This is a genomic window from Allobosea sp. LjRoot9, from assembly GCF_964252745.1.
Classification (GTDB): Bacteria; Pseudomonadota; Alphaproteobacteria; order Rhizobiales; family Beijerinckiaceae; genus Allobosea.
This window is the reverse complement of the sequence record NZ_CAXUPC020000002.1, coordinates 791,383-808,030: the sequence shown is the minus strand read 5'-3', so window position 1 is coordinate 808,030 and position 16,648 is coordinate 791,383. Positions and strand designations below refer to the sequence as shown.

The window sequence follows — 16,648 nt, the reverse complement described above, 5'->3', positions numbered from 1 at the left end:
CATGGCGAACGATCTGTCCCCTCCGAGCCAGCAGCTCGTCACGGTCTTCGGTGGTTCGGGTTTCGTTGGGCGCCATGTCGTGCGCGCCCTCGTCAAGCGCGGCTATCGCGTGCGCGTCGCGGTGCGCAGGCCCGATCTCGCCGGCTTCCTGCAGCCGCTCGGCACCGTCGGCCAGATCCATGGCGTTCAGGCCAATCTGCGCTATCCCGATTCTGTCGCGGCTGCGATCAAGGGCGCGGACGCCGTCGTCAACCTGGTCGGCATCCTGCAGGAGAGCGGCCGCCAGAGCTTTGCCGGCGTCCATGCCAATGGCGCGCGCGCCGTCGCCCAGGCTTGCGCGGCGTTGGGTGTCCCGCGGCTGGTCCAGATTTCGGCGATCGGCGCCAGCAAGGATGCGAAGTCGAGCTATGGCCGCAGCAAGGCCGAGGGCGAGGCTGCCGTCCTTGCGCTAGTGCCTGGCGCGGTCGTGCTGCGGCCTTCGATCATGTTCGGACCCGAGGACGGTTTCTTCAACCGCTTCGCTTCGCTCGCCCGGATGCTGCCGGTGCTGCCGCTGGTCGGTGGTGGCGAGACGAAATTCCAGCCCGCCTTCGTCGGCGATGTCGCGGAAGCGATCGCGCTGGCCGTTGATGGTGCGGTCGCCGGCGGGCGCATCTATGAGTTGGGCGGCCCCGAGGTGAAGAGCTTCAGGCAGCTCGTCGCTTATATCTGCGAGGTCACCGGCCGCAAGCGCCTCTTGGTCTCGCTGCCATTCCCGCTGGCGCGGCTGCAGGCGCGCATCATCGAGATCGTCGACATGCTGACGCTCGGGCTGCTGCCGAACGAGTTGAAGCTGACCCGTGATCAGGTCACGCTGCTGGAGAGCGACAATGTCGTCTCCCCCGCGGCGAAGGCGGAGGCGCGCGATTTCGCCGGCCTCGGCATCGCGCCGAGCTCCGTCGAGGCCGTGGTGCCGTCCTATCTCTGGCGCTTCCGCAAGACCGGTCAGTTCGACGCGGCGCGCGCGGGCTGAAGCTGATCGCGACGATGGGCTTCGATCTGATCATCTATGACTGCGATGGCACGCTCATCGACACCGAGACGCTCTATGGCGAGGTCAGCCTTGCTGCCTGCCATGCGCTCGGCCTGACGGAATGGACCCTCGACCACTATGTCGACCAGATCGTCGGCATTCCGTGGTCGGACGGCGTCAGGATCATCGAGGCCGCGCATGGCCGCCCGCTGCCGGCCGATTTCGAGACAAGGATCGAGGAGGCCGTCGCGTTGCGGCTGCAGAACGAAGTGCGCGCCCTGCCGGGCGTGCGCGAGGCGGTCGACGCGATCGCCGGCCTGCGCTGCGTCGCGTCGTCGACGAGCCTGGCCCCGTTGCGGCGCAACCTCGGCATTGCCGGTCTCGTCGATCTGTTCGACCCTCATATCTTCTCGGCTTCGCAGGTCGCCCGCGGCAAGCCTCATCCCGATGTTTTCCTGTTCGCGAGCGATCAGATGGGGGTTGCGCCGCGCAATTGCCTCGTGATCGAGGATTCCGTGCCGGGCGTGCTGGCGGCGCGTGCCGCCGGGATGACCGTCATCGGCTTCACCGGCGTCTCTCACGACAAGCAACGCAGCGCCGCCCGGCTGAGTGAAGCCGGCGCGGTGCAGGTCATCGACGATTTCGGGCTCTGGCCCGATGTCGTGGCCGGCCTCGGCGCGCCTGCCGCGGCCTGAGACGGCGACGCCGGTCTCCGCTCGTCTCAGAGCATGCTGGGCAGCACCCGGTCCGGCGGCTTGTGCCCATCCATGAAGGTCTTGATGTTGACGATGACCTTCTCGCCCATATCGGCGCGACCTTCATGCGTGGCCGAGCCCATATGGGGCAGCACCACGATACGGTGCTGGCGGGCGAGCCTGAGCAGGCGCGGATTGACGGCAGGCTCGCTCTCGAAGACGTCGAGCCCCGCACCGGCGAGTTCTCCGGCCTCCAGCATGCGCGCCAGCGCGGTCTCATCGACGATCTCGCCGCGCGCCGTGTTCACCAGGATCGCGTCGGGCTTCATCAGCTTCAATCGGCGGGCCGAGAGCAGATGGTAGGTCGCCGGCGTATGCGGGCAGTTGACCGAGACGATATCCATCCGCGCCAGCATCTGGTCGAGCGAATCCCAATAGGTCGCGTCGAGCTTCTCCTCGATGCGAGCGTCGAGGCGGCGGCGGTTGTGATAATGGATCGACAGGCCGAAGGCGGCGGCGCGGCGCGCGACCGCCTGGCCGATCCGGCCCATGCCGACGATGCCCAGCCGCTTGCCGGTGATGCGGCGGCCGAGCATCCAGGTCGGCGACCAGCCGGCCCATTCGTCGTCGGGGATGACGCGGGCGCCCTCGGCGATGCGCCGCGCCACGGCGAGAATCAGCGCGATCGTCATATCGGCGGTGTCGTCGGTCAGCACGCCAGGCGTGTTGGTCACGGTGATGCCGCGCTGCACCGCGCTGGTCACGTCGATATTATCGACGCCGTTGCCGAAATTCGCGATCAGCCTGAGCTGGTCGCCGGCCTGGGCGATGATCCCGGCGTCGATCCGGTCGGTCACGGTCGGCACCAGCACATCGGCGGTCTTCACCGCCTCGACCAAAGCGGCCTGGCTCATCGGGGTATCGTCGATATTGAGGCGAGCGTCGAACAGCTCGCGCATGCGCGTTTCGACCACGGCAGGGAGCTTGCGCGTCACGACGACCAGCGGCTTTTTCTTCGTCATGAACGTCTCCTCCAGCGCTTGCCTGTGCTTCGCCGCCTTTTGGCCTCAACCCGCCATTAACCGCAGGGCTTCAGGAATGAGGGGTGGCGTGACCGCGCGTGCTTGCCTCGTTGTCTAAGTGGCGGCGCGGCGGATGACAACATGGCCCTTCGCCGGATGTGTCCGGCGCGTCGGCCTTGTTGTGGGACGGAGATTGGACGGATGCTGGGTTTGTCGGTGCGCGGTGTTTGGCTTGGCCTTGCGATGTTCGCGGCCATGAGCGGGGGCTCTGTCGCGCTGGCCCAGGATACGCAGGCGGGCTCGGTCACGGGTTTGCCCGTGCCGCGCTATGTCAGCCTGAAGTCGGACCGGGTGAATCTGCGCGAAGGCCCGTCCAAGGAACATCGCACGCGCTGGGTCTATCAGCGCGCCGGCCTGCCGGTCGAGATCGTCGCCGAATTCGAAACCTGGCGGCGCGTGCGCGACGCCGACGGCTCCGAGGGCTGGGTCCTGCACAGCCTGCTGTCGGGCCGCCGCACCGCGCTTGTCGCGCCGTGGTCGAAGGCCAAGGACGAGACCTTCACCTTGCGCGCCTCCGCCGATGAGAAATCGGCCGTGGTGGCGCAGCTTCAGTCGGGCGTCATCACCAATGTCGCGAGCTGCGGCAATGCCTGGTGCCGTGTCGGCATCGGCAAGGTCGAGGGCTATCTCCGCCAGGACCGGCTCTGGGGCGTCTACCCCAATGAGAAGATCGACTAGGGGAGGCGGACGCAGGCGCGCGAATCTCGGTATCGCCACGACGTCGGAGGCGCCCTTCTTGCCGCGCTTGTCCTGTTAGGCGAAGGGGCCTCTGCCTCAGTTGGCGATCTTGCGCAGGCGCACCACGACATCGACCCGGGCGATCTCGTAACCCTCGGGCGGCTCCGGCAGTTCGGCGACGTCCACCGCCGAGGCCGGGATGTCGATCACCGTGTTCTCGCCATCCACCACGAAATGATGGTGCTCGCTGTTGTCGGTGTCGAAATAGGTCTTGGCGCCGTCGATCGCGAGTTCGCGCAGCAGGCCGGCCTGGGTGAACTGGTGCAGCGTGTTGTAGACAGTGGCGAGTGAAACCGGCACGCGCGCCTTCATCGCCTCCTCATAGAGCATCTCGGCGCTGACATGCCGGTCGCCCTTGGCGAACAGGAGCCAGCCCAGAGAGACGCGCTGGCGGGTCGGACGCAAGCCCACGCGCCGCAGGCGCTGGCGCACATCATGGAACGGGCAGCCTTGTCGCGCGCTCGATCCGTAGCCCTGGTCCTGGGAAATCAGATCGGTCATGCCTTGGGCGGGCCTCTTCATAGGGTTGGCTGACGCGGATGCTGCGTCGCGAATAGATTATAACTGATGTAAGGCTTCAGCCCGTGCCCCGCAAGCTTGAGGCCGTTTTCCGGATGGCGCGCGCCTCCTGACAGCTTCGTGAGGCAAGCTGTCGCAATGCTCCGGTCCACCGGGAGCGGCGCCATGTCCGATACGAGCTATCTCTGGCTGTTTTTCTCGCTCGTTCTCGGCATCGTCATCGTGCCGGGCATGGATATGGCGTTCGTGCTGGCGAATTCGCTCGCTGGGGGGCGCCGCGGCGGATTCTTCGCGACAGGCGGTGTCATCGCGGCGGGAATCTGCCACGTCGTCATCGGCGTGCTCGGCGTCGGCATCGTGCTGCAGCTCGTGCCTGCCGCCTTCAACATCATGCTGTTGCTTGGCGCCACCTATGTTGCCTGGCTCGGTTTTTGTTTGTTCCGGAACGGCGCCGCGCTGGGCAGGGTCGAGCCTGCCGAGCGGCGAACGGCCTGGACGATCTTCAGCCAGGGGGCGCTGACCAATCTGCTGAATCCAAAGGCCTATCTGTTCATGCTCGCGGTGTTTCCACAGTTCCTGAAGCCCGAAGCGGGGCGGATCTGGCTCCAGGCAGCCATTTTGAGCCTGATCATCGCGCTGACGCAGGCGCTGGTCTATGGTTCGCTGGCTGTCGTGGCGGGCGGAGGGCGCGGGGCTCTCGCGGCGCGGCCTCATGCGACGCTCCTGATCGGCCGGGCGGTTGGGGTTTTGCTGATGCTCGTGGCGGCCGTCACAGCCTTCGAAGGTTGGCGCCGTCCCTGACTTTGCCGGAATCGCTGCGCCTGCGCCCTTCCGTTCCCGCGCAGCGCCGTGTTAGGCACGGCGCGAGATCAGATGAACCGCCGTCCCTGACGGCCGGAACGGAACGGAGCGGAACGAGAATGGAGCGGCAATCGTCATTCAGCTACGAGGAGATCCTCGCCTGCGGTCGCGGGGAGCTGTTCGGGCCCGGTAATGCGCAATTGCCGCTGCCGCCCATGCTGATGGTCGACCGCATCGTCGAGATCAGCGAAACCGGTGGCCCCAACGGCAAGGGCCTGGTGCGCGCCGAGCTCGATGTGCGCCCCGACCTCTGGTTCTTCGACTGCCATTTCAAGGGCGATCCGGTGATGCCGGGCTGTCTTGGCCTGGATGCGCTCTGGCAGCTCACCGGCTTCTTCCTGGGCTGGCTCGGCCTGCCCGGCCGGGGCCGGGCGCTGGGCGTCGGCGAGGTCAAGTTCGCCGACCAGGTGCTGCCATCAGTCAAGCAGGTGGTCTACGGCGTCGAGTTCAAGCGCGTCTTCAAATCGAAACTCGTGCTCGGCATCGCCGATGGCTGGCTGGAGGCCGACGGCAAGCGGATCTATACGGTCAGCGACATGCGCGTCGGCCTGTTCAAGCCCGAAACCGCTTGAGGAAAAGCGCCGCACAGCCTTGCGTGCGCCTGCCGCGCGGTCCATTTGCGCGGTGACGACAGAAAAGAGCCGGGGCCCTGGAGCGCCGGCCGCATGAGATATCGAGCTGGAGAAGCGAGCATGAGACGCGTTGTGGTCACCGGGATGGGTATCGTCTCGTCCATCGGCAACAATACGCAGGAAGTGCTGTCCTCGCTGCACGAGGCCAAATCGGGCATCTCCTTCATGCCTGAATTCGCCGAGCACGGCTTCCGCAGCCGCGTCGGCGGCGCGCCGACGCTCGACCCGGCGACCGTGCTCGACCGGCGCGCCATGCGCTTCCATGGCGGCGGCTCGGCCTGGAACCAGGTTGCCATGGAGCAGGCGATCCTCGATTCGGGCCTCGAGACGCCCGAGGTCAGCCATGAGCGCACCGGCATCATCATGGGCTCGGGCGGCCCTTCCACGCGTGCCCTGATCGACGCCTATGACAAGGCGCGCGAAAGCGGCTCCTCCAAGAAGGTCGGCCCCTTCGCCGTGCCCAAGGGCATGTCCTCGACCGCCTCGGCTACGCTCGCGACCTGGTTCAAGATCAAGGGCGTGAATTATTCGATCTCCTCGGCCTGCGCGACCTCCAATCACTGCATTGGCAATGCCTATGAATTGATCCAGTGGGGCAAGCAGGACGTCATCTTCGCCGGCGGCTGCGAGGAGCTCGACTGGACCTTGTCCGTGCTCTTCGACGCCATGGGCGCGATGTCGTCGGACTTCAACGAGACGCCGTCGCGCGCCTCGCGCGCCTATGACGTCAAGCGCGACGGTTTCGTCATCGCCGGCGGCGCCGGCGTCGTCGTGCTGGAGGAACTGGAGCACGCCAGGGCGCGCGGCGCCAAGATCTATGGCGAGATCGTCGGCTATGGCGCGACCTCGGACGGCTACGACATGGTCGCCCCGTCCGGCGAGGGCGCGGTGCGCTGCATGAGGATGGCGCTGGAGACCGTCAAGGCCAAGGTCGACTACATCAACCCGCATGGCACCTCGACCCCGGTCGGTGACGCCAAGGAGATCGAGGCGATCCGCGAGGTCTTCGGGGCCGGCGAGAAGGCTCCGCCGATCTCGGCGACCAAGTCGCTGACCGGCCATTCGCTCGGCGCGACCGGCGTTCAGGAGGCGATCTACTCGCTCTTGATGCTGAACAACGACTTCATCTGCGAGAGCGCCCATATCGAGGAGCTCGACCCCGCCTTCGCCGACATGCCGATCGTGCGCAAGCGCATCGACAATGCAGGCCTCGGCTGCGTGTTGTCGAACTCCTTCGGGTTTGGCGGCACCAACGCCACGATCGTGATGAAGCGGCTGGAGGCGTAACGTCCCATGCTCTTCATGGTGATCGAGCATTTCGACCAGGCCCGGGTGAAAGAGATCTATGCCCGCTTCCACGAGCGCGGCCGCCTGGCGCCCGAAGGCCTGACCTATGTCGATAGCTGGATTTCCGCCGACTTCGCCCGCTGCTTCCAGATCATGGCATGCGACGACGTCACGCTGCTGCAGGAATGGGTGCTGGAATGGGCCGATCTCGCCCGCTTCGAGATCGTGCCGCTGGCCTCGTCCAAGGATACCGCAGCAGCGGTGAAGAAGCATTTATAGTGCTGGCGCCCGTCTCGGGCGCTTGCATGATTCCGGGCGCTCGCGTGTTCATTGAAGCGCTTTGACTGATACTGCCGTTTGACAAGTCCTCGACGCTGACCTCTCGGGATATCCCCATGCTCCCCCTCATGCACAACAAGCGCGGCCTCGTCATGGGTGTCGCCAACCAGAACTCGATCGCCTGGGGCATCGCGCGCAGCTTGCACGCGCATGGCGCCGAGATGGCCTTCACCTATCAGGGCGATGCGCTCGGCAAGCGGGTCAAGCCGCTGGCGGACAGCATCGGCTCGAAGCTCGTCCTGCCCTGCGATGTCGAGGACATCGCCACGGTCGATGCGACCTTCGCCGCGCTCGACGAAGCCTGGGGCGGCGATCCGGAACGCAACACGCTGGACTTCGTCGTCCATGCCATCGGCTTCTCCGACAAGAACGAATTGAAGGGGCTTTATGCCGACACCAGCCGCGAGAATTTCTCGCGCACCATGGTGATCTCCTGCTTCTCCTTCACCGAGGTCGCCAAGCGCGCGGCGCAGCGCATGCCCAAGGGCGGCAGCATGATCACGCTGACCTATGGCGGCTCGACCCGGGTGATGCCGAACTACAATGTCATGGGCGTCGCCAAGGCCGCGCTGGAGGCCAGCATGCGCTATCTCGCGGCCGATTACGGGCCCAAGGGCATCCGCGTGAACGCGCTCTCGCCCGGGCCGGTGCGGACGCTGGCCGGCGCCGGCATTTCGGATGCACGCGCCATGTATTCCTGGCAGCGCGCCAACTCGCCTTTGCGCAAGTCGGTTTCGCTGGAGGAGATCGGCGGCTCGGCGCTATATTACCTCTCGGATCTCTCCGGCGGTGTGACCGGCGACATCCACCATGTCGATGCCGGCTACAACATCACCTCGATGCCGGTGCTGGACGGCCTGCGCGCTGCCGATAGCGCCGCGGGCGAGTAGAGGTAGGCGGCTGCTAGAGCAGGATGCGAAAAAGTGGGAACCGGTTTTTCGCATTGATCCTGCTCTAACTTCTTGATGAGAGACGGATTCAGATTTCAGAACGGATCACTTGGTGATCCGATCTGAAATCATCCGGCTCTAGGAACAGGAACGACGGACCGCAGTTCACTTGTCGAAACAGGAGACGCGCGATGGTCACGGTCAGATATGAAGTTGTCGAGCATGATGGCGGCTGGGCCTACAGGGTCGGCGACGCCTTGTCCGAGACGTTTCGCACGCATGATGCCGCTCTCAAGGCCGCGACGAGCGCGGCGGCGCGGCAGACCCTGGCCGGCACGACCGACGGCATCGTCTATCAGGACAAGGACGGTGCCTGGCACGAGGAGCTCGCCGACGGCAAGGACAGGCCCTTGACCAGGGTCATCGACCAGAAATAGCCCTAGATTTTTATTTTAGCGCGTTTTCAGGCGAACTGGTGCTTCGCTTGAAAACGCTTTAACGCGCCGGCTCTGCGGCCGCGCTCGGGTCTTACCGCACCGTGAAGAAGGTCAGCAGCACCTTGCCCTTCTCGCCGAGCAGGCAGAGGAAGCGGCGCGGCTTGTCCGATCGATCGGTGCGCAGATAGGCCTCGCCCATGATGATGCGCGTGATCGGCGTGTCCTCGACCTTGGTTTCGGCGGTGGCGATCGTCGCCCCATCCTCGTCGATATAGATGTCCTTGATCTCCGGATCCTTGGCCGAGATCGTGTGAAGCGCCGTCGTCTTGCAGGAGGCGATTTCGGTCGAGGCCGGCTTCTCCGGCGGCGTGCCGGAGGTTGGTCCGGCGGTCGGCGCGGTCTGGGCGAGCGCCGGCGCGGCAAGGCATGTCGCGATCAGCAGGGCAGGGAGAGTCAGGCGCTTCATGAGGTGCACTCGGGGGAGGGGTGCAGGCTCAACGCGCGAATGGGGCGGTGGTTCACATACGCAGTGTCATCCCGTGCGCGCTGCGGCGCGCAGTGCCGCTGCGCAGACACGGGACCGCAAGCAGGATTAAACTCCCTCGCCATCCGCGACGGAGTTCGCATGATCGCCCGCATCTACGCCGTCTACATCCTCGCGACCCGCAAGAATGGTCCGCTTTATGTAGGCTTCACCAATGATCTTGAACGTCGCGTTGCGGAGCACAAGAGCCACCAATTCTCCAGTCATACGGCGAAGTACAACATCGACCGCCTCGTCTACGTCGAGACTTTCGATGATCCGTCGCAGGGGATCGAACGGGAGAAGGTCATCAAGAAGTGGCGCAGAGCATGGAAAGTCGCGCTGATCGAGCGCGACAATCCGGATTGGAATGATCTGGCGGGTTAACGGAATTTACGCGTCGCGCGGTCCCGCATCTGCGCAGCAGCACTTCGTGCCGCGGCGCGTGCGGGATGACACCGCGCTTCAGCTGATCGTCACAGCCCCAGCTTCTTCTTGCGCTGGCCGAGCGTGCGCAGCCGCAGCGCGTTCAGCTTGATGAAGCCGGCCGCGTCGCGGTGGTCATAGGCGACGGCGCCTTCCTCGAAGGTCACGAGATCCTGGTCGTAGAGCGAATACGGGCTGGAGCGGCCGATGACGTGGACGCCGCCCTTGTAGAGCTTGAGGCGCACCGAGCCGGCGACGAATTCCTGGCTCTTGTCGATCAGCGCCTGCAGCATCTCGCGCTCCGGCGAGAACCAGAAGCCGTTATAGATCAGCTCCGCATATTGCGGCATGATCTGGTCCTTGAGATGGGCCGCACCGCGATCGAGCGTGATCGATTCGATGGCGCGATGCGCGACGGCCAGGATCGTGCCGCCGGGCGTCTCGTACATGCCGCGCGACTTCATGCCGACGAAGCGGTTCTCGACCAGGTCGAGCCGGCCGATGCCGTTGTCGCGGCCGAGATCGTTGAGCCTGGCGAGCAGCGTCGCGGGCGAGAGCTTCTCGCCGTCGATGCCGACTGCATCGCCCTTCTCGAACTCGATCGAGATCACGGTCGGCTTGTCCGGCGCGTCCTCCGGCGAGATCGTGCGGGAATAGACATAGTCCGGCACTTCCTGCGCGGGATCCTCCAGAACCTTCCCTTCCGAGGAGGCGTGCAGCAGGTTGGCGTCCACCGAGAACGGCGCTTCGCCGCGCTTGTCCTTGGCGATCGGGATCTGGTGCTGCTCGGCAAAGGCCAGGAGCTGTTCGCGCGAGCGCATGTCCCATTCGCGCCAGGGCGCGATCACCACGACGTCGGGTTTCAGCGCATAGGCGGTCAATTCGAAGCGGACCTGATCGTTGCCCTTGCCGGTCGCGCCATGGGAGACGGCGTCGGCACCGAGCTTTTCGGCGATCTCGATCAGCTTCTTGGCGATCAGCGGGCGCGCGATCGAGGTTCCCAGCAGATAGACGCCCTCATAGGCGGCATTGGCGCGGAACATCGGGAAGACGTAGTCGCGCACGAATTCCTCGCGCAGATCCTCGATGAAGATGTTCTCGGGCTTGATGCCGAGCAGCAGCGCTTTGTCGCGCGCCGGTCCGAGTTCCTCGCCCTGGCCGAGATCGGCGGTGAAGGTCACGACCTCGCATCGATAGGTGGTCTGCAGCCATTTCAGGATGATCGAGGTGTCGAGGCCGCCGGAATAGGCGAGAACGACCTTCTTCACGCTTTTATCGGACATCGGGCAATCTTCCTGTTGCTGCGCGCTCCCGCGTCCCGTCGGGCCGCGTTTTGAACGCAATGGCGCACTATCGCAGCCTCAGCGGCGAAGCAATCGGAACCTTCTGATCGATCCCGCGTCTTCCCGTGATGGATCGGTGTTGATGACGCCCATCGCGAGCGACAGACCGCACCGACTGCCCTTGCAGTTGGATGTCTGGAAGCCGAAGCTCCGGACGCGCGATTTCAACCTAGATCATCGACTTGGAGGCTGAATGCCGAAGCGTCCTGTTCTGGACTTCTGGTACGAGTTCGCATCGACCTATTCCTGCTTGAGTGCGTTGCGGATCGAGGCTCTGGCGGAGGAGGCTGGCGTGACACTGCGCTGGCGCCCCTTTCTGCTCGGGCCAATCTTCGCTGCGCAGGGCTGGACGACGTCACCGTTCAATCTGTTCCCCAATAAGGGCCGCTATATGTGGCGCGACATGGCTCGTCGCGGCGGCCGCCACGGGCTCACCTTCGTGCGGCCCGAGACCTTCCCGCAGAATTCGCTGATCGCGGCGCGGCTCGCGCTCGCAGGGCGCGAGGCCGGCTGGATGCCGGCCTTCTCGAAGGCGCTGTTCCGAGCGCAGTTCTGCGAGGGCAGGAACATTGCCGAAGAGGCCGTGCTGAACGCTGCGCTCAAGGCGGCAGGCGCCGATCCCGGCGTCGCCTACGCGGCCTCCCGCAGCGAGGAGGTCAAGGGCCGTCTCAAGGCCGAGACCGAATATGCCAAGTCGATCGGCATCTTCGGGGCGCCGACCTTCGTCACCGAGGATGGGGAACTGTTCTGGGGGGATGACCGGCTTGAGGAAGCCCTCGATTGGGCCAAGGACGGTTGCTGAGCACGCCATGGCGGGCTTGTCGGATAGCAAGAGTTTGCCGGATCGCAGGAGCTTCGTGTCCGGCGCAACTGCGGGCCTGCTCTGCGCAAGCCTTTCTCGCGCCCAGGATCGCCCTGTCATCGCCGGCGAGCCGCCACGCTACGACCAGCGTCCGCCGAGCCTCGTCCCCAACGCACAGGCCATCGGCAGGCGCTATTGGGCGCCCGGCTTGAATGAGGGCTATGTGCCGCAGGGGCTGACCGTGACAGGAGCTGAGATCCTCGTCGCGGCCTATCGCAGCGTCGATCCCAGACAGGACAATGGCCTCTCCCGGGTGTTTCGCCTGGCGCAAGGCGATGGCCGGCTTGCCGGCAGTTTCGATCTGCCTGAAACCTATGGCCATCCCGGCGGGTTGGCGGCACGCGGCACGACGCTCTTCGTCGCCAATTCCGGCCGGCTTCTGGCGCTCGATCTCCCGGCTTCGCTCCGCAGCGGCAGTCCCGCCATCATCGGGGAGCGACGCGTCGACAAGGCGATGGGCCCCTCCTTCCTGGCCTGCGATGGCGATGCGCTCTGGTTCGGCCCGTTTCGCCGCCAGGGCGAGGCTACGCTCTATGCCATCCCGCTGGCGCGCATCCTCGAAGGAGGCAGTGAGCCGCTCGGCCCCGCAGATGCCGCCCGGCGCCTGCCTCTGCCGCTCCTGGCCCAGGGCGCGACCTTCGATCGCTCGGGTGGGCTCTGGATTTCGGAAAGTGCCGGAAACAGGCAGGGCGCCTTGCATCGGCTCGACCCGCGCAGCGGCGCCGTGCTGGCGAGCTATGCGGCGCCGGGCGGCATCGAGGATCTCGGCTGCGCCACTGACGGCAGGCTCTGGGCGGTCAGCGAGGCGGGTTCGCAACGCTGGAGCCGCTGGGAGACCTTCTACCCGCTGGTCTTCGAGATCGATCCGGGTAAATTGATCGCGCGGGGCTGATTATACTGACGGCGTTTGACGCCGACTTATGGTTGAGGCTGCTCCGTCATTCCGGGGCGATCCGAAGGATCGAGCCCGGAACCCAGAACCGATGCCGCTGCCTGAGAAGGCACGGGCAGCCGGGTCGCTTCGCGAGGACACTCAGTGGTTCTGGGTTCCGGGCCCATGGCTTCGCCATGTCCCGGAATGACGGCGGAGGACAACGCCATCTGTCAGGGCTGGAGGCCGTTGACAATAGAGCAATGTCCGATCCGATCGGATCGTTCAATTGCTCTCGCTCTTTGTTCTAACGCGTTTTCTCCGCGCAAACGCTTCGCGTTTGTCGCGGGGGAACCGGCGTCCACTTCGCTCGAAAACGCTTTAGCCCTGCGGTGGCCGCGCCCAGGGACCGCGTGCGGCGGATTCCTCGACCATGGCCGGCAGGGTCTGCCGGTCCGCCAGCTTGGGCGGCTGCGGCGGCATCATCGGCACGCGCCCACCGGCGGTCTCCACCAGCGCCTGCACGCGCTTGGTGATGGAGGGGTGGGTCGAGAACAAATCGGCGAAATCGTCGGGATCGTTCTCGAAGCACATATCCATCACGCCCGACGGCACGCCGTCGATATCGGCGCGGCCGGCGATCTTGAGCAACGCCGAGATCATCGCATCGGGGTTCTTGGTCAATTCGACCGCACCTGCATCCGCCAGATATTCGCGCGCCCGCGACAAAGAGAGCCGGATCAGCACGGCGAGCAGCCAGGAGATCGCGATCACCGCGAAACCGATCAGGATCGCGACGAAATTACCCTTCTTGGCGTCGTCAGAGGAGACCCGCACGCGCCCGAGATTGCGGAAGATGATTTCGCCCACGAAGGAGATCACGCCGGCGATGACGACAGCGATCACCATCAGCTTGACGTCGCCATTGCGGATATGGGTCAATTCATGGGCGAGCACCGCCTCGACCTCGGCGTCGTCGAGCTGGTCGAGCAGGCCGCGCGTCACCGTGACGGTGAACTGCTTGTCGTTGACGCCGCTGGCGAAGGCGTTGAGCGCCTCGCTCTCGACGATGGCGAGCTTCGGCATGGTCAGGCCGCGCGAGATGCAGAGATTCTCCAGCATCCGGTAGAGTTTGGGGTTGTCCTCCCGCGACACCTCGGTCGCGCCGGCCGCAGCGCCGATCAGCCCGACATTGATGCGAAAGCCAATGAAGATCCAGGCCGCGGTGGCGATCGTGATGAAGGGCCACCACGACCAGAACAATCGCGTCGCCTCGCTGAAGGCGCTGCGCCCGCGCGGCACGCCGCCATAGCCGTAGCCGACCAGGATCAGGCCCCAGCAGGTCAGGTAGACCAGCAGGAACAGCCCGACGAGCAGGAAACCGGAGCGGATCCGGTTGTTGCGCTGATGTGTGTAGAGCCCGAAGGCCTGGCCGACCATCGCCGCCGCCCCGTTTGCCGGTTGTTCTGGCCCGTCTCTAGAACTTCACGGTCGGTGGCGCATCGAGCTGGGTCCGCGCCGCCTCGCCGACATCGAAGAACTCGCGCGGCGTGAAGCCCATTTGCGGGGCAAACAGCACGGCCGGAAAAGCCTGGATCGCGCCGTTGAATTCGCCGACCGCATTGTTGAAGAAGCGTCGCGCCGCTGCGAGCTTGTCCTCGACATTGCCGAGATCGACCTGGAGCTGCTGAAAATTGGCGCTGGCCTTGAGATCGGGATAGGCCTCGCCCAGCGCCAGGAGCCGGCCGACGGCGCCCGATAATTGCTGTTCGGCGGCAGCCTGCGCATGCACGCCGGTTGCGCCCTGGGCCGCGTTGCGCGCCGCGATCACGGCATCGAGCGTGCCGCGCTCATGGGCGGCATAGCCCTTCACCGTCTCGATCAGGTTCGGGATCAGGTCGTGCCGCTGCTTCAGCTGCACATCGATGTCGGCGAAAGCCTGGCCGACGCGCTGCCGCATCGCGACCAGGCCGTTATAGGTGATGATCAGGTAGACGACGACGGCTGCGAGCAGCCCCAGAATGACCCAACCCATGGCGCGCTCCCGTGCAGGCAAAACCCGACGCGCAACCTTGCATGAAGGGTGGCGTTGGGGAAGCGGGGCGGGAAAGCGAAATGGACTGGCTGTTCGGGGGCCTCCACCCTGCTTTATTCGCCGGCAGCGTGATGTCCGTCGGCGTGATAGGCGGCCAGAACCTCTTCGGGCGTTCCGTCCGCCATGAGGGTTCCGGATTTCATCCAGAGCGTCCGGTTGCAGAAGCGTTTGATCGTCTCGTCGCTATGGGATGCGAGGAAGACGATGTTGGCATTGCTGATCATGTTGTGCATGCGCAGTTCGGCCCGCTCCGCGAAAGCGGCGTCGCCCACGCCGATCACCTCGTCCAGAATCAGGATGTCGGGTTGCACCGCGGTACTGACGGCGAATGCCAGGCGCAGCATCATGCCGCTGGAATAGGTGCGGATCGGCAGGTCGAGGAACTCGCCGAGTTCGCTGAATTCCTCGACATCCTGCGTTATCGCCTCGGCCTGCTTGCGGTGAAGGCCGAGCATGACGCCGCGCATGATGATGTTCTCATAGCCGGTCGCGTCGGTGTCCATCCCCATGGAGAGGTCGATCAGGGAGGATACGCGCCCGTCGATCTCGGCGCGCCCGCTGGTCGGTGGGTAGACGCGGCTCAGGACGCGCAGCAGCGTGGTCTTGCCGGCGCCATTGCCGCCGATGAGCCCGATCCGGTCGCCATCCCGGGCCTCGAAGCTGACCTCGCGCAGTGCCTTGACGACCTGGACGCTGGAATCGCGCCGGTCCTCGACGCCGCCCCCGACCGTGCGGCGGAAGAGCTCGTGCTTGAGCGCACGCCCGCGAGAATTATAGACGGCGAGCTCGACGCTCGCCTTGTCCAGAACGATATGTGCCATGAGGCCCTCAGAGCCAGTAGACGACGCGGTGTGAGTACTTGCCTGCGAAGGCCAGCGAAACGAGCCATCCGACGATCAGGAGTCCGAGCAGGATGGCGTAGGCGGTGAGGCTGGGCAGGTGTCCGAGCAGGGGCTCGCGCATCACGTCGAGCATGCTCGCGAACGGGTTCAGGATCAGGACCGGATGATTGGGGGGGAGCTGCGACGGCTTGAAGACCACTGGCGACACGAAGAACGCGACCTGAATCAGGCTCTGGATGATCTGTGGGATATCGCGAAAACGTGCCGACAGGATGGCGAGCAGGTAGCCGACCCAAGCGAGGTTGGCGAGCACGAGGAGCAGGCCGGGCAGGAACAGGAACATGTTCGCGTTGATCGCCGTTCCGCAAGCCACGAAGACGATCGGCAGAATGATGAGGTTGTGGCCGAAAACCAGAAGATTACGGGCGATCGTGCGCAGCAGATAGGTGAAGCGCGGCAACGCGATCTGCCGCATGATGTTCTCGTTCTCGGTGAAGCTCAGGCAGCTCTCGGTCATGATGCCGGCAATCATGCCCCACAGCACCAGCCCGACGCCGACATGGGGCAGGTAGGATGCGATCGGCGTGTTGAAGAGCAGCGAGTAGACGAGGCCCATGCCCAGCACGGTGACCGCCATGCTGAGCGTCAGCCACAGCTGCCCGATCCGCGAGCGCCGGTAGCGGCGAGCGACATCGTTCTTCGCGAGCATCCACCACATGCGCCAGGAGTTGAAACCGCCGGCGACATCGGCAGAGCCGAGCGCGATAAATCGCATATGTTGGTTCTCCTCCGGGGTCGGGTCCGGCGGCAATACGCCTTTGGAGCGCGTCAGACCATAGATCGCCCCTGACTGGCAAGATCGGAGGGCGAATGCGGTTCATGCTCTGGAGGGCATCTCACGGGCGCCGCTATTGCTGATGCCTTCATGATGTTGGAGGCCCAAAGCAGTGCAGGGTTGGCTGCCGGTGATGCCGGATGCGGGAGCGGCTGGGTTGGTACGTCATGTTCTTGCAATGGCGCGCTGCTTTCAGCAATCAAACCCGTCGAGATTGCCGCGTTCCGGCGCTTATAATGCGCTTCGCGGCTATGAGAGCTCGATTTTCCGCGGCGAAATTCGATAGCAGCAGCTGAAAAGCTATTGGTTTATTCTTACTTGTCCGTTTGTTGCTAAAGGTATTGATCGGGTAATGGACA

At 64.9% G+C, this 16,648-nt stretch carries 20 protein-coding genes; 12 read left to right on the top strand and 8 right to left on the bottom strand.

Annotated features, from left to right (window positions below; translation table 11 throughout):
- The first annotated feature begins 1 nt into the window (after nt 1).
- Both ACSQ3P_RS12415 and ACSQ3P_RS12410 read left to right on the top strand, forming a co-directional pair.
- Entirely contained in the window at nt 2–1,012 is a 1,011-nt protein-coding gene (locus ACSQ3P_RS12415; RefSeq protein ID WP_436165858.1) for a complex I NDUFA9 subunit family protein, read from the top strand.
- A gap of 14 nt (nt 1,013–1,026) precedes the next feature.
- Nucleotides 1,027–1,707, top strand: coding sequence for an HAD family hydrolase (locus ACSQ3P_RS12410; RefSeq protein WP_436165857.1), 681 nt, complete (start codon nt 1,027–1,029; stop codon nt 1,705–1,707).
- Nucleotides 1,708–1,733: 26 nt separating this feature from the next.
- Here ACSQ3P_RS12410 and ACSQ3P_RS12405 read toward each other — a convergent pair whose 3' ends face one another.
- Entirely contained in the window at nt 1,734–2,729 is a 996-nt protein-coding gene (locus ACSQ3P_RS12405) for a 2-hydroxyacid dehydrogenase (protein WP_103720596.1), read from the bottom strand.
- A gap of 201 nt (nt 2,730–2,930) precedes the next feature.
- Here ACSQ3P_RS12405 and ACSQ3P_RS12400 point away from each other — a divergent pair, with 201 nt between their 5' ends.
- Entirely contained in the window at nt 2,931–3,467 is a 537-nt protein-coding gene (locus tag ACSQ3P_RS12400) for an SH3 domain-containing protein (protein WP_436165856.1), read from the top strand.
- 96 nt (nt 3,468–3,563) lie between these two features.
- On the opposite strand, the gene irrA is transcribed toward ACSQ3P_RS12400, so the two are convergent.
- Complete coding sequence (gene irrA / locus ACSQ3P_RS12395) at nt 3,564–4,028, bottom strand: iron response transcriptional regulator IrrA (protein WP_069689581.1); 465 nt, start codon at nt 4,026–4,028, stop codon at nt 3,564–3,566.
- Between the two features lie 183 nt (nt 4,029–4,211).
- Between irrA and ACSQ3P_RS12390 the strand changes: the two genes are divergently transcribed.
- The 6 genes from ACSQ3P_RS12390 (at nt 4,212) to ACSQ3P_RS12365 (ending at nt 8,492) form a co-directional block, all read left to right on the top strand.
- Entirely contained in the window at nt 4,212–4,847 is a 636-nt protein-coding gene (locus tag ACSQ3P_RS12390; protein WP_436165855.1) for a LysE family translocator, read from the top strand.
- 119 nt (nt 4,848–4,966) lie between these two features.
- Nucleotides 4,967–5,479, top strand: a complete 513-nt coding sequence (fabA, locus tag ACSQ3P_RS12385) for a 3-hydroxyacyl-[acyl-carrier-protein] dehydratase FabA (RefSeq protein ID WP_092171242.1) — start codon at nt 4,967–4,969, stop codon at nt 5,477–5,479.
- A 120-nt stretch (nt 5,480–5,599) separates the two neighbouring features.
- Nucleotides 5,600–6,826, top strand: coding sequence for a beta-ketoacyl-ACP synthase I (gene fabB, locus ACSQ3P_RS12380; protein WP_311911674.1), 1,227 nt, complete (start codon nt 5,600–5,602; stop codon nt 6,824–6,826).
- Between the two features lie 6 nt (nt 6,827–6,832).
- Nucleotides 6,833–7,105 (top strand): DUF3303 domain-containing protein, encoded by a 273-nt coding sequence (locus ACSQ3P_RS12375; RefSeq protein WP_069689586.1) that lies wholly within the window; start codon nt 6,833–6,835, stop codon nt 7,103–7,105.
- A gap of 116 nt (nt 7,106–7,221) precedes the next feature.
- Nucleotides 7,222–8,055 carry an enoyl-ACP reductase FabI gene (gene fabI, locus ACSQ3P_RS12370; protein ID WP_436165854.1) on the top strand — a complete coding sequence of 278 codons (834 nt, stop codon included), beginning with the start codon at nt 7,222–7,224 and terminating at the stop codon, nt 8,053–8,055.
- Nucleotides 8,056–8,246: 191 nt separating this feature from the next.
- Nucleotides 8,247–8,492, top strand: a complete 246-nt coding sequence (locus tag ACSQ3P_RS12365; protein ID WP_092171229.1) for a DUF2188 domain-containing protein — start codon at nt 8,247–8,249, stop codon at nt 8,490–8,492.
- 91 nt (nt 8,493–8,583) lie between these two features.
- Here the strand turns inward: ACSQ3P_RS12365 and ACSQ3P_RS12360 are convergent, their stop codons facing one another.
- The gene (locus ACSQ3P_RS12360) at nt 8,584–8,958 is read right to left on the bottom strand and encodes a hypothetical protein (protein ID WP_436165853.1); all 375 of its coding nucleotides are present in this window, start codon (nt 8,956–8,958) and stop codon (nt 8,584–8,586) included.
- A gap of 159 nt (nt 8,959–9,117) precedes the next feature.
- Here ACSQ3P_RS12360 and ACSQ3P_RS12355 point away from each other — a divergent pair, with 159 nt between their 5' ends.
- The gene (locus ACSQ3P_RS12355; protein WP_436165852.1) at nt 9,118–9,402 is read left to right on the top strand and encodes a GIY-YIG nuclease family protein; all 285 of its coding nucleotides are present in this window, start codon (nt 9,118–9,120) and stop codon (nt 9,400–9,402) included.
- Nucleotides 9,403–9,491: 89 nt separating this feature from the next.
- Here the strand turns inward: ACSQ3P_RS12355 and ACSQ3P_RS12350 are convergent, their stop codons facing one another.
- The gene (locus ACSQ3P_RS12350) at nt 9,492–10,724 is read right to left on the bottom strand and encodes an argininosuccinate synthase (protein WP_436165851.1); all 1,233 of its coding nucleotides are present in this window, start codon (nt 10,722–10,724) and stop codon (nt 9,492–9,494) included.
- A 253-nt stretch (nt 10,725–10,977) separates the two neighbouring features.
- Between ACSQ3P_RS12350 and ACSQ3P_RS12345 the strand changes: the two genes are divergently transcribed.
- Together ACSQ3P_RS12345 and ACSQ3P_RS12340 are read left to right on the top strand one after the other, a co-directional pair.
- Nucleotides 10,978–11,586: a 2-hydroxychromene-2-carboxylate isomerase gene (locus tag ACSQ3P_RS12345; protein ID WP_436165850.1), complete on the top strand. Its 609-nt coding sequence runs from the start codon at nt 10,978–10,980 to the stop codon at nt 11,584–11,586.
- 55 nt (nt 11,587–11,641) lie between these two features.
- Nucleotides 11,642–12,538 carry a hypothetical protein gene (locus ACSQ3P_RS12340; protein ID WP_436165849.1) on the top strand — a complete coding sequence of 299 codons (897 nt, stop codon included), beginning with the start codon at nt 11,642–11,644 and terminating at the stop codon, nt 12,536–12,538.
- Nucleotides 12,539–12,898: 360 nt separating this feature from the next.
- On the opposite strand, the gene ACSQ3P_RS12335 is transcribed toward ACSQ3P_RS12340, so the two are convergent.
- From ACSQ3P_RS12335 to ACSQ3P_RS12320, 4 genes are all read right to left on the bottom strand, one after another.
- On the bottom strand, nt 12,899–13,957 hold the full coding sequence (locus ACSQ3P_RS12335) for a M48 family metallopeptidase (protein ID WP_436165848.1): 1,059 nt from the start codon (nt 13,955–13,957) through the stop codon (nt 12,899–12,901).
- Between the two features lie 37 nt (nt 13,958–13,994).
- Nucleotides 13,995–14,552, bottom strand: coding sequence for a LemA family protein (locus ACSQ3P_RS12330; protein WP_310159174.1), 558 nt, complete (start codon nt 14,550–14,552; stop codon nt 13,995–13,997).
- 113 nt (nt 14,553–14,665) lie between these two features.
- Nucleotides 14,666–15,433: an ABC transporter ATP-binding protein gene (locus ACSQ3P_RS12325; RefSeq protein ID WP_436165847.1), complete on the bottom strand. Its 768-nt coding sequence runs from the start codon at nt 15,431–15,433 to the stop codon at nt 14,666–14,668.
- Between the two features lie 7 nt (nt 15,434–15,440).
- Entirely contained in the window at nt 15,441–16,229 is a 789-nt protein-coding gene (locus ACSQ3P_RS12320; protein WP_436165846.1) for an ABC transporter permease, read from the bottom strand.
- Nucleotides 16,230–16,648: the final 419 nt, after the last annotated feature.